A 13,664-nucleotide genomic window follows, 5' to 3' on the forward strand; every position below is an offset into this window, starting at 1 on the left:
CAGTCAAATTTGGTGAGAAGAAACGTGAGTCTTCCCCTTGAGCCGTATTGCGGGCCGAGAGATAGTTGAATGTCCCCTGTATACTCCAAGTAGGAGCTAACTGTACGGTGGTATTAGCATTAACTGAGTAAATCCAGCTTTGCGTATTTACCGGTCTATCGTCGAACGTACCCTCAATCGTGTAGCGATACAAATTACCTCCGGCGTATATCTGCCAATTCGGTGTCGGGTTCAATTCCAATCCAGCCTCTAATCCAATAGAACTCCCCTGCCCCACGTTGGAATAAATTCGATTTAAAATTGTGTCGTTAAATACGGTGTTTACACGGTTGATAAGATTTTCTACATGACGAAAGTAAGCTGTTGCGAATAAGGAGTTATCTCCAAAGTCTTTGATCACACCCGCTTCAACCAAATCAATAAATTCAGGTCGTAGTTCCGGATCGCCCTGTTCTAGAGTTTCCGAGTGTTCGCGTTCCGGAAACGGATTCATCTTAAAAGTGGTGGTGCGCTCTACCCGTCGGCTATAAGCTGCCTTCATTCTAAACTGGTCGTTAAACTGATACTCTAGGTTAGCCGAGGGATATAATCTGATGAAATCATAGCTATAAGTAGTATCTACAAAATCGTTGGTTAGCAACATGTTACGATCCATTACTTCAACCCTCGCTCCTAATGAATATGTTAAGTTATTTAGCTGGCTGCTATATAGTCCGTACACCGAATGAATCTGGCGACTCAGATCAACCTGGCTAGAAAACTCAGGAATCAATTCAAATTGGTTAGTTCCGATGGTACGTTCCTGATATACGAAGTATCCGGTATGATCAAGGTAGCGGTATTGGTAGCCAGCCTCCAATGTTCCGTTGGGCAGCGGATACAAATAATCAACCTGAAACCGAATTCCGTTCAGTGGATTATCATTAGTGTTATACTGATCTTGTAGGGTGTCCTGCAAGCTCGGCCAAGCTAAGTTTAAATTTGTAGTGGGTCCCCCCAGCATGGTGTACTCGTACAGCAGCGACGTACTTAGCCGAGAGGCGTTGGCAAAGGTATGAGCGTAGTCTAAGCTACCTATAATAAAATCGCCCCGACGGATACGGAGGTTTTCGTTAAAATAGGTTGTCCGACTGACAGTATCTCGCTCCGGTTGATATACCGTGAAATTATTATACAGTATATCGGCAGTACGATCTTTATTGCGCCTGCCCGCGTACAGGCCTAATGTGAAAGCATTACTTTTATTTGGGGTGTACCCAATTGTGGTTCGTGCGGTATATGCTTCCTCATCAAAACTACGTTCACCATCCGAGGGAAAGCGGGTTAGCGTGTCGTTGATGATGGTAAACACATCACCTTCGCGTCTTCCAGCAATATCGTTGCGCAAATAACTGCCCCCTACCGTCACATCCCACTTTTGCTTACGGTAGTTAAGCGTGAAGTCGCCCCCGTAGCGTTGGGCACGCTCGGCGTTATTGTAGTCCTCAATACTTGGTAAACCAACCTGACCATTCATCAGTACGTACCAACCATCTTCTGCGCCCCGGCGGGTAATAATATTGATAATTCCGGCTTTCCCTTCAGGATCGTATTTAGCCGAGGGAGCCGTGACAATTTCTACGTCTTCTACTGCATTGGCGGGTAGTTGGCTTAAAATAAGATTGGGATCACTTTGAATAGGTTTGCCATTCAGTAGGATAGTAAAGCCCGAAGAACCACGCACGGTAAGCTCGCCCAAAGCATTCACAGCTACGGAGGGAATATTTCGCAGCACATCAGTCGCTGTACCGCCAGTGGCAGATTGAAACTGAGCAGCCTGGTACACCTGGCGATCAACCTTATGATATACCGAAGCTTGCTGACCGGTAACGGAGATCTCCTGCAACAATTGTTCGGTAGCTTGTAACGAAATACTGCCAAAAGAACTCTGTTCATTGGTTTGAATATCGAATACGGAGGTATAGGTTGGCTCAAAGCCGACAAACTGCACCAGTAACAAATACGTGCCTTGCTCAATACTATTCAAGCTAAATGACCCATCGAGTTGGGTCACGGTACCTTCTAAAATGGAAGAATCCTGGGGTTGACACAGTGCTACTGTCGCGTACTCTAACGGTTCCTGACTACTTTTATCTAACACCACTCCCGATAGGGATGCTTTTTGGGCATGAGCCACCATCGATATAAAAGATACCCCGATTAAGGTTAGAACTATTATTAATTGTCGGAAGGGAAAAATCAAGGCGGTCAATTGGTAGTATGTAAAAGTAATAGCTGTACGGAAAATCAGCTACACGAAAAAGTAACGGTTCCAGTTGGCTAAATATACACGCAAAAGGAAGAAGTCCCTAAGTAAACTCATCATCTTTATCATTAGCGAGTCATGCACAAGCTATGGGGGTGTTTCTTGCTTTTATGCTCCTGCACCCTTGCTACCAAATCAGCGGTTACTCCCACGTAAAGCGTGGTATAGTGCCGATTGGTCATGATATACACGCACCCACCTCGCTCCATTTTTTTTCTACAATATACGAACATTTACCGTCACTACGATGACGTGATAGTACCATCATTGCAAGGACAAAGGACGCATCGGACTGCCGAAGCAGCAGTCTCCCCCATTGAAGCATCTCTGTTACTAAGCGGGAGATCGCTTCGTGCCTCGCGATGTCGTGATAGTACCGTTACTGCGAGGGTGAATACCCGAAGCAGTCTCCCCCATTGAAGCACCTTAGTTACTAAACAGGAGACGGTTGCCGGGGAGGCCCCGCCGCGCAATCGCTTCGTTGTTCGTCCCTCACTTCTCGCGATGAAGCTTAAATAGAGAGGATCGGGCAGAAGTTGTCGGAGCATGAGGGGTGAACTTATAGCCTCTCGGGCTAGGAGGCTATAGCTTACCGAGGTTGGTAGACTAGACTGGTTCTAAATAACAAAGCCCCCTTCCGGCAAGAAGTGGGCTTTGGCTTACAGTGTAAGATTTATAGTAATTCGTACTTACTACGCTACTACCAATGTCTCATTGAGTTTGCCAATACGAAGGTTCTTGGTAGACCGGATAATGGTACGTACCTCTAAGCGGTACTCTCCTTTCTTTAAGCTTTCGGGTACTTCTACCGTTAGCTTGCTAGGGTAGTTATTAGCTATCTCAACAACGCGCGTTTCTGCTCCCTTGGTATCAATGAAAAACACTCCTTGCTGAGCATCGGTCATATCACCAATTTTTAAGTCACTACCCATTACCTCAACAAAACTACCGGGGGTAATGCGGTCGTTGAACGTCTTAGACTTTAAGTCGCGTAACTGCTCTACTACCGGAAGCTTTTTAATAGCGGGTATCTTTTGCACCGGAGTTTGTTCCGCCATCGTCGCTAAAGTACTACCCAAACGAACATTAGCGTTGACTTGATGACGAGAAGCATCGAAATAATCAGCATCATCAGTAAACACACCTGAGATACTCCGGTCAATGAGCATATATTCCGAAACAAAGCCTTCACCATTTTGTAGGCGTTTACCCAATGCCCGAAAGAAAGCGGGTAGTACAGCATTGCATTCGGTAGGTTTTAGAATAGATCCTTCACCAGTAATATCTTCTACCAGGTCATTAACCGTACACTTGGTAGTGTCTTGAACAATGGCCATTCGGTCGTCGGGATCGGGGGTCAGCACATTATCGTGCAAAGAGTAAGGTAACATATTCGTTAATTTACGTTGAACATATCTGTATCTCTACAATAATTATGTCAGCGTAACTTGGTGTTCACTAAGCGTAATGTAGTGTTTCGTAACGAGCTGTACGGTTTGCCTCGTTTGCTGTTTGTTTATCGCTTCAGTCTTTCATTGCTACCTTAGTATACTTCCTGGCAACTGCCCAGATGTATGGCCTCTTTCAATAAGATTAATTCAACACCGTTTCTTCAGCCATGTCGGCCAGTTGCTCGTGGCTTAGCTCGCAGTTAATCCAATTAGGATCTAGATCGGCATCTGAACGCTCGTAGAATCGGATGGCTCCGTGATTATCTTCGGCTACCTGCCATTTCATTTTTTGCGCCCCCTTCTCTACTGCTTCTTCCGCCAAAGCTTGCATAAATAGTTGCCCAACCCCTCTTCCTCGGTGCGATTGAGTGATGATCAAGTCTTCCAAATACAAGCTTTTCCCCTTCCAGGTAGAATACGTAAAGTAGAAAACGGCTGCACCGATAATCTGCCCCGCTTCCTCAGCTACAAAAAAGTCGAGATACTTTCTCGAGCCGAAAGCGTCTTTCCGCATCTGCTCGGGTGTATTGCTAATTGCCTCAATATCAACCTGATGATGAATTGCCTGTTCTTCAATAAGCTTAAACACAGAATTAATATCTGATTCCCGACCGCACCGAACGTAAATACTCTCACTGTTCTGCATGAATTGCATGATATAAATTGATAAAATGGTAATTAGCTAGGGCAACAGATAGTCCACCGGTTGGGTTCGCGATACCAGCGGTAATTATAATGGAGATTCGCCAATTGCTATTGCAAAAAAACTCTTGGGTACTTATCTTAGAAGCTTTTCTAACGATAAATACCTATGAACCAACCTCGATCTACCTACTTACTTATCTTGGCTTTCTGCTGCCTATTTGCGCTAGACACCTCTGCCCAGCGAAATAAGAAATCATCAATAACGACCGTTAGCTACGATGACTCACTCTACAATGCTATTGAATATCGTTTAGTGGGGCCCTTCCGAGGCGGACGCTCGGGAACTGTTACTGGGGTTCCGGGTGATCGTGACACTTATTATTTTGGCTCGGTAGGAGGCGGAGTTTGGAAAACGAACGATGGTGGTACTACTTGGAAAAACATATCCGATGGTTTTTTTGGTGGCTCAGTTGGCTCAGTGGCCGTGTCTGAATCTGACCCCAACGTAATCTACGTTGGACTGGGTGAAAAAACCATTCGCGGAAACGTATCTTCAAACTTTGGGGTCTGGAAATCTACCGATGCCGGGAATAACTGGGAGTTCATCGGGCTAAAAGATACTCGCCATATCGGTCGTGTCCGGGTCCATCCTACCAACCCCGACATTGTGTACGTAGCGGCAATGGGCGACTTGTGGCAATCCAGCGAAGAGCGGGGAATCTATAAAAGTACCAATGGAGGTGAATCTTGGGATAAAATCTTGTTTGCCAACGAAGAGGCCGGGGCCGTTGACCTGGTGCTTGATCCTAATAACCCGCGCATTCTTTACGCCAGTACCTGGAACGTAGATCGCACCCCCTACAGCCTGTCTAGCGGCGGGCCGGGTTCCGACCTGTGGAAAAGTACCGATTCCGGAAAGAACTGGGAGAAGTTGACTGAGAAAGAAAATATGCCAGAAGGGCCCCGCGGGATTATCGGAGTAACTGTTTCCCCGGTTAATTCTGATCGGGTGTGGGCATTAATTGAGGCCGAAGACGGTGGCGTATTTCGTTCGGATGATGCCGGAAAGACTTGGGAGAAGACGAGCAGCGACCGGGCGTTACGCTCTCGGGCTTGGTACTACACCCGAATTATTGCCGATAGTCAAGATGAGAACAAGGTATACGTGATGAACGTGTCGTACGCCAAGTCTACTGACGGTGGCAAGACATTTACGCTGCATCGTGCCCCCCACGGTGATCACCACGATCTGTGGATTGACCCGGAGGACAATAGCCGAATGATTATTGCTGACGACGGTGGTGCTCAGGTTTCTACCGATGGGGGGGATAGTTGGTCCACGTATCATAATCAGCCCACTGCGCAGTTTTACCGGATTGCTACGGACAATCACTTTCCCTACCGAATCTATGGGGCTCAGCAGGACAACTCGTCTATCCGTATTCAGCACCGCACCGATGGACCCGCTATTACCGAAGATGATTGGGAAGTGACGGCCGGAGGGGAAAGTGCTTATCACGCGATTGACCCGAACGATGATGACGTTATTTACGGAGGCAATTACAAAGGCTATTTGTACCGCTATAACCACGAAAACAATCAACGTCGGTCTATTAATGTGTGGCCGTTAAACCCGGCTGGTTCAGGAGTAGAAGTAATGAAGTACCGCTTCAACTGGAACTTCCCCACTTTTTTCTCTCACCACAATCCGAACAAACTTTACGCTTTCTCTCATCAGGCACACGTGAGCACTACTGAGGGAGAAAGCTGGGAAACCATTAGCCCCGATTTGACACGAGCCGTACCCGAAACAATGGTTTCGTCGGGTGGGCCGATTACCCAGGATAATACGGGAGTTGAATTCTACGCTACAATCTTAACCGCTAATGAAAGCCCCTATCAAGAAGGCGAGCTTTGGACCGGATCGGATGACGGTTTATTGCACTTAACACAGGATGGCGGGGAAAACTGGCAGAATGTTACCCCCGAAGATGCTCCCGAAAATATTATGTGGAATTCAATTGACATTCACCCTACAGTACGGGGCGGAGCCTACGTAGCCGGAACCCGCTATAAGAGTGGCGATTTTCAGCCGTATCTCTACAAAACTACTGACTACGGGCAAAGCTGGACCAAGATAACCGAGGGCATTGAAGACTTGCATTTTACCCGGGTTTTACGGGCTGATCCTGAGAGAGATGGTTTGCTTTACGCCGGAACTGAGTACGGTATGTATGCTTCGTTTGACGACGGTGCCAGTTGGAAGCCTTTTCAGTTAAATCTTCCCGAAGTTCCCATTACGGATTTGCAGGTGCGCGATAATAATCTTATTGTAGCCACGCAGGGTCGTAGCTTTTGGATAATTGATGACCTTACGCCATTGCACCAACTTAATGAAACTGTTGCTCAAGCTGATTTTCATTTGTTCCAACCTAAGCCTAGTTACCGCTTAAATCAGCAAGGCCGTGAGCAGCAAAACGTGTTACTAAACGGAAAAAATCATCCGGAAGGTGTAATGCTTTATTATCATTTGGCTGAAAAGCCTGATAGTACTGATGTGCTGACAATGGAAATTCTGGAAGAGAATGGCGATGTAATTAAAACCTTTAGCAGCGATGCAGAAAAGCCTAAGCAGAAGTTACGGGCGAAGAAGGGCAGCAATCAATTCATTTGGGATATGCGCTACCCCGACGCGGTTTCATTCGAGGGCTTAATTCTTTATTCATCCAATACCGAAGGCCCCCAAGCCGTACCGGGTACCTACCAAGCCCGATTAACGCTAAACGGTGAAAGCCAGGAACAATCCTTTAAAATATTGAAAGACCCCCGGGTGAAGAGCAGCCAGGAAGATCTACAGGCTCAATTTGATTTTCTTATAGATGTGCGCGACAAATTATCCGAAGCTCATCAGGCAGTGATTGATATTCGCAACCTACGAAAGGACCTTGACTATGTGAAGGAAAAGCTGGAAGACAACCCTAATGCCGAGGCTATCCTCCAGGCTTCCAAAGAACTGGATGACGAAATGAAGGTGATCGAGAATAACATTCACGAAACTCGCAATGAAGCCTACCAGGATCCGTTAAACTTTGGTATCAAACTCAACAACCGGTTAGCCTATCTAGCTAGTCATGAATCCGCCGGTGACTTCCGCCCGACCGAGCAGGCTATTGAGTATAAAAAGGAGGTTTCAGCTCAGATTGACCAGGAAATATCAGCACTTCAAGAGCTTCTGAACGAGCGTTTACCTACTATCAATCAAATGATGGAAGAGCAGAGTATTGAAGTATTAACTCGACCTAAGTCTGAGAACAATGAAGTTGAAGTAGGACATTGAAGTATTGATGGAAGCAGACATAGTAAGTCATAGTGGTGTATGCTTTAAACTATTTATGCTTTTTCGCATGCATTACCGATGATACTCTTTACAGAATCATTTTACGCGTATTCATAATACCTCTTGTGGTAACTAGACTTACTTATTGTGCGATAGGCTCAGTCTTATTTTCCTTCGTAAACCAATTGTAGAGCACTGGCACAATAATCAGTGTCAGCAGCATAGATGAAACTAATCCGCCAATCAGCGTCCAGCCCAATGGTGACCACAAGCTTGTACCGGATACGGTCAGGGGAATAAGCCCCAAAATAGTCGTCAGCGTGGTCAGCACGATGGGAGTAAACCTACGTTCGCTGGCTTGCCGGATGGCGGTTGCTTTATCCAACCCTTCGCGCATTAGTTGATTGGTGTAATCTACTAGAATAATGGAGTTGTTGACCACAATTCCGACTAAACTGATAAACCCGACAAACGCAAAGAAAGAAAACGACCAACTGGTAATAAACAAGGCTACGAACGATCCGGTCACCGCTAAAGGAATGGCGGAGAAGATAATCAGAGGTTGTACTAACGAGCGAAACTGCAGCACCAAGATGGCAAAAATGCCCAGCATGGCTACCGCCAGTAAAATACCTAAATCGCCGAAGCTTTCTTGTTGAGTTTCATACTCTCCGCCAATGTAGTAGCTATAACCTTCGGGCCAGTCGTAACTATCTAGTGCCGGTATAATACTTTCAGTAATATCTTTAGTCCGATCTGGATCATCTACGTTGGCCGTAATACCCAGCGAGCGGGTGGTATTGAAGTGGGATATCTTAGCGTACTCAGCTTTAAATTCTACATCCGCCACTTGCCGCAAGGGTACCGATTGTCCATCATCCCGAGATAGGTATACGCGTCCGAAGTCATCCAGCGTTGGTTCATCAGCAAACGGAATACGAACAACTAGAGGGTAGGTTTCGTCATCTTCCTCCAACACTACTTCGTCTACCTGAATACCGTTGAGACTTGCCCGTACCGTCTGATCTAAATCCAGTAGTGAAATATTATACAACGAAGCCTTATCCCGATTGACTGCTACCTTAACATCCGTTTTAGCTAGTGCCATCGGGTTATCTACATCTTGCGTACCTGGCGCACTGCGAATAACTTTCTCTATATCGTAACCAATACGTTGAAGCGTATCCAGGTTATCGCCTAGCAATAAAATTTCTACTGGTGCTTCAAACGGAGCACCATTTTTCAACTCGCGAAAGGTTATGCGAGCATCGGAGTACTGAGCAAAAGCGTTACGTAGCTGCCCGAGTGTGGCGTAAAATTTAGCGGGTTCCCATTCCTTAAAATTAATCACTACTTCGCCGTGGTACTTTTTATATTCTTCGGGAATACGGTTGTAGTATACCTGCGGATTACCGTGCCCCACATTTACTGTATAATTTTTTATATACTCGGTAGTATCCAATACTTCCTCTACGTAGCGTACCGCCTGCTCGGTTCGTTCCAAATTGGCAGAGTACGGTAAATCTACACTCACCAGCAGTAAACTCTTATCGGCCGTAGGAAAGAAGCTCACTCCAATACTGGGAAACAATGCCCCGGCCCCGGCCAACATAAGTACTCCTACTACTACCGGAACCCATCCCCGCCGCAAAGCAAAATTAACCGCTGGGCGATAGAATCTAGATACGAAATGATCAATTTGGTGGCTTATCCAAGTACCTTTTCCAATGGATTTGCTCGAAAGTACCTGACTGGTAATAATAGGGGTAAACGCTAAGGCTAGTACTAAGGAAGCCAGCAAGGCAAAAATTACGGTTAACGGCAACGTCCGCAGAAACTCGCCCGGGCCACTGGAAAGTAGCGACAATGGGGCAAAGGCCAGTACGGTTGTCAAGGTAGAACTAACAATGGCGTAACCTACTTCCTGAGTTCCTTTGGCGGCGGCTTCTAGTAATGAGTATCCATCGCGTCGGAAGCGCACAATATTTTCAATCACCACGATGGCGTTGTCCACCAGCAGCCCTAGAGCGATCACCAAGGCGGCAATACTGATTTGCTGAAGGGCATAATTGGTAAAATCTAAGGTTGTTATAGCTAAAATGATTGATAGCGGAATTACGGTCATTACTACCAGGGCGGGGCGCCATCCTAGAAACAGGGCGATAATGACTCCTACTAGCACGATTCCTTGCAGCAAGTTATTCACAAAATCGCTGATGCGGGCTTCTACTGCCGGGGCTTGTTCAAAGGCAGTGGCTAGTTGAACTTCAGCTGGCAAGGTCTCCTGAAAAGATTCCGCTGCCGCGTTCAACTCGTTGGACAGCGCTAAAATACTGGTACTTCGCTTTTGAAAGACGTTGACGTAGATACAACGTTGCCCATTAAACCGGGCAGCCCACCGTTCATCTTCGTATTCGTGGGTCACCTCGGCAAAATCGCGCAAATAGACAATTTGATTGTTGGAAGAACGAACTGCTGTGTTGCTAATATCCTCGAGGGACTCGTAGCCCCCGGTAGACTGAATGCTAAAACTTAGATTGCCCGAGGAAATATCGCCACCGGGAATATTAGCATTATCCCCCTGAAGAACTCCTAACACTTGACGCAATGGGATGCTCAATTGTGCCATCTTCTGAAAATCAACACTCACTCGAATTTCTTCTACGGGGTAAGCTTCAACCTCAGTTTTCTTAACAAAATCTAATTGCTCAAGTTTTTCTTCAAAATCTTCGGCTACGTCGTGTAATTGTTGAAAGGTGGCTGTTTCGGATACTAACGCAAACTGCTGAATTACGACCCGTTCTTCAGGTTTAAACTGGTTGACCTCCAGGGAGTAAAGGTTCTCCGGTAGCTCATTACGGATAATATTTACTTCGTTGAGTATGTCATCGTACTTTTCATTATAGTCAATGCCAAACTCTGCTTGCACCTGTATAACAACTAAACCGTTGCTGATTTCAGTGCGAATTTCAGTAATCTCGTCCAGTTCATCAATGACTTCTTCTAGGGGGTCAGCCACCAACTCTTCCATATCTTCCGGACTGGTTCCGGGATACACGGCAATGATGGTATAATTAGGCAATGATAAGAAAGGGTCTTCTGCCTTAGGCATCGAAATAAAAGAGCGAATACCAATGAACAGGGCGAGTATGACTAATACGTAGACAAACTGTTGGTTTTTAATAGCAAGTTCGGGAAGTTTCATAACTCAATTATTTGATTGTTCGATGGTTGATTATCATGAATCACTGGGGAGTTTTCCATTTTCAATTTTCAATTGTCAACTGCGCATTGCTAATTGTAATAGAGTCTAAATCATTCAGGTAGGCATTTCCATCGAGTACAATCCAGGTAGATGGCTGAATGAGTGTTTCATTTACCGTAAAGTAGTCACTGTGGATACTGGTGATGGGTAGCTTTTTACGTTTCACTGTCTGCCGGTCGGTGGATACAAATACCGTTGCTTCTTTTTTATCACCTTCCACTAGCGCAGCCATAGGAATTTTGATATGATCAAGCATGAGGGATGGATAAAGAGCCACTTTACCCACAAAGCCATTCTTAAGTTCAGGGAAAAACTGTTCATCGAGGGTCAACTCTACTTCAAAGGTACCAGTAGCCGGATTGGCTGCTTCAGCTATTTCGGTGACTCGCGCCGGATACATTCGCTGCGGAAAAGCATCAAAGCTTATTTGAGCGGAGTCACCCAGAGCTACTTGTACAATATCTTTATCAGCCAAACCGATCTTGATCACCTGAGCCCCCTGCGTACCCGAACTACCGAGCATAAACAAGGGCTGACCGGGGGAAACCAGTTCACTGGGTTCTACCATCTTTTTTAGAATTTTGCCTGTTACCGGTGCCACTACGGTTGCGTAGCGCTGATTAAATTCAGCAATTTCTAAATCAGCCTGAGCGACTTCAAATGCAGTTTCTGCGTTTTGTTTCTGTTCCAACGTAGCTACTGTATCGCGGTAGAGGTTGTCAGCACGTTTAAGATCTCGCTCGGCCTTTACAAATGCATTTCGAGCTTGCGATACCTGAGCATTGATTTCTGCTAAATCAAGTCTAGCTAGCAGCTGACCTCGTTTCACCGTTTGCCCTTCGCGAACCAATACGGTCTCCACAATCCCCCCTACTTTAAAGGACAAATTCATTTCTGATTCGGAAGCAAGTACTCCGCTGGCAAGTAGGGCAATAGGTTCCGTGTCAGTTGTCAACTCCTGTACCGCAACGCGCTTAGTCGTAGTTATCGTGGGCTTATCTTGGGAGTATTCTTGTTTACAGCTGGCTAAGGTCGCTATAATCAGCGCTGAATAAATCAAATAGTTTGTTCTCATTTTTAACAAATATTAAGGAAGGTTTATAGCTGCTTCTAGGGCAGCCTCTTTAATTTTAAGATCGAAGCGAGCAATAGTCTCACTGAGTTGAGAAGTTGTGAAATTGGTCCGTGCTTCTTGTAGCTCCACTAAAATGGCTTGGTTCTCACCGTACTTCTTTTCGGTGAGGCGAAAGGTTTCTTGCGCGTATTTTCGTTGGTCTTGCCGGAATATTAGTGTTTCTTGCGCTTCTTGCCATTCGTAGTACGCTTGAGCCACTTCTAATTCAATGCGCTGCTTAATATCTACGAACTCGGATGTTAGCTTTTGTTGGCTCAGTACTGACTGTTGAATGCGACTACGGTTTTGTCCACCCTGAAAGATGGGCCACGTAAGTCCGAGTTGTATGAACCAAAAATCCTGATTCTCGTCAAAGGTGTAATCAAATCCCTGAAAGCCAACATCACCCACAGCATTGATTTCGGGTATCAAATAGCTCCGATTGAGTTTAATGGCCAGCTTATTGGCTTCCAGTCCGTAGCGTACTTGAGCTATTTCGTGCCGGTCAGCTAGTGCTTGTTGTTGAAGATCATTCAGTGAAGCGGTTACTACTTCCGGAGTACCCACTAAAGAAGAATCTACCGTAATGCTTTCATCCAAATCCCGGCTGAGCAAATAATTGAAAAATATACGGGAGGTGTTTACCTGCTTACGGGCATTCGCTAATTGGCCTTTTACCCCGCTCACATCTGCTTGCGCCGCAAATATAACCTCGGGGGTTGCCTTATCATTGGCTACCAACCGTTGGTTGACCCGAAGAATATTGTTGAGTAAATCTCTAGTTTCGTTCAGTATGGATAGTTGTTCCCGAGCGGCTAGATGCTGAAAATAAGCCGTTTTGATCTCTTTTGTAAGTTGATTCTCGTATGCATTCTGACGAGCTTGTTGAGCTGAGCTTTGAGCAGTTTGGGCTTTATACCCGTAGTAGATACGACTGTTCAATATGGGTTGAATAACCCGGATTTTCGTTTCGTGAAAGTTGTTCGGCAAGAGTTGCTCATTAACATTAGCAATATCCGTTGGGTAGCGATTTTCCCCCAGTACTTGGTTAAGCCCGGCATAGACCGGATTAACTAAGTCTCCAGCCGGAACGCTAATAATACGTCCTCCCTCCGCCCAAATATATGAAGCATCAAATGTAACATTCGGAAGGTAACGGCCTCGTGCTTCCTTTTCCTTTTCTTGTTCTAACTGAGTGCTTAGCTGCTCACGAATAAACTGTTGGTTATTTTGCAGTCCTAGTTCAAAATAGTCACTGAGTGTTTGAGTTTGACCGAAGGTTGGCAAAAGAACTAAAGCTAATGCCACGGAAATTAGTATTTTAAACATAATGTAAAACAAGTATAGTTAAGTTATCATATTTAATTAAATGAACACTGTTCATTATCAGTTTAAAAAAATTTATAAGCAGTTCAGCATTCCGTTAAATATGACGAGCGTTTCATTAATAAACTCATTATGATCGCGATCTTCGTACATTTTCATTCGATCTCTAATTTTAAATGATACTAAGCCATGTACGAATGACCATACCATGAGAGCTACTG

The 13,664-nt window shown here is 45.4% G+C and carries 8 protein-coding genes; 1 reads left to right on the forward strand and 7 read right to left on the reverse strand.

What is annotated here, in order from left to right; all coding sequences use genetic code 11:
- The 4 genes from WBA23_RS17360 to WBA23_RS17375 all read right to left on the reverse strand — a co-directional run.
- Positions 1 to 2,179: TonB-dependent receptor domain-containing protein (locus tag WBA23_RS17360; RefSeq protein WP_424583551.1), on the reverse strand; the 2,179-nt coding region annotated here is incomplete at its 3' end.
- Positions 2,180 to 2,373: 194 nt separating this feature from the next.
- A complete protein-coding gene (locus WBA23_RS17365) occupies positions 2,374 to 2,538 on the reverse strand; it encodes a GIY-YIG nuclease family protein (RefSeq protein ID WP_424583552.1) in 165 nt (54 codons plus the stop codon).
- A gap of 459 nt (positions 2,539 to 2,997) precedes the next feature.
- A complete protein-coding gene (locus WBA23_RS17370) occupies positions 2,998 to 3,696 on the reverse strand; it encodes a DUF4469 domain-containing protein (protein ID WP_424583553.1) in 699 nt (232 codons plus the stop codon).
- Between the two features lie 202 nt (positions 3,697 to 3,898).
- Entirely contained in the window at positions 3,899 to 4,411 is a 513-nt protein-coding gene (locus WBA23_RS17375) for an N-acetyltransferase family protein (protein WP_424583554.1), read from the reverse strand.
- 156 nt (positions 4,412 to 4,567) lie between these two features.
- On the opposite strand from WBA23_RS17375, the gene WBA23_RS17380 reads away from it, so the two are divergent.
- Positions 4,568 to 7,738, forward strand: coding sequence for a VPS10 domain-containing protein (locus WBA23_RS17380; protein ID WP_424583555.1), 3,171 nt, complete (start codon positions 4,568 to 4,570; stop codon positions 7,736 to 7,738).
- A gap of 142 nt (positions 7,739 to 7,880) precedes the next feature.
- On the opposite strand, the gene WBA23_RS17385 is transcribed toward WBA23_RS17380, so the two are convergent.
- The 3 genes from WBA23_RS17385 to WBA23_RS17395 form a co-directional block, all read right to left on the reverse strand.
- Positions 7,881 to 10,943 (reverse strand): efflux RND transporter permease subunit, encoded by a 3,063-nt coding sequence (locus tag WBA23_RS17385; protein WP_424583556.1) that lies wholly within the window; start codon positions 10,941 to 10,943, stop codon positions 7,881 to 7,883.
- Positions 10,944 to 11,004: 61 nt separating this feature from the next.
- Positions 11,005 to 12,078 carry an efflux RND transporter periplasmic adaptor subunit gene (locus tag WBA23_RS17390; protein WP_424583557.1) on the reverse strand — a complete coding sequence of 358 codons (1,074 nt, stop codon included), beginning with the start codon at positions 12,076 to 12,078 and terminating at the stop codon, positions 11,005 to 11,007.
- Between the two features lie 12 nt (positions 12,079 to 12,090).
- Positions 12,091 to 13,446: a TolC family protein gene (locus tag WBA23_RS17395; RefSeq protein ID WP_424583558.1), complete on the reverse strand. Its 1,356-nt coding sequence runs from the start codon at positions 13,444 to 13,446 to the stop codon at positions 12,091 to 12,093.
- Between the last annotated feature and the right edge of the window lie 218 nt (positions 13,447 to 13,664).

The organism is Tunicatimonas sp. (assembly GCF_049647865.1).
In the GTDB taxonomy this organism is placed as follows: domain Bacteria; phylum Bacteroidota; class Bacteroidia; order Cytophagales; family Cyclobacteriaceae; genus Tunicatimonas.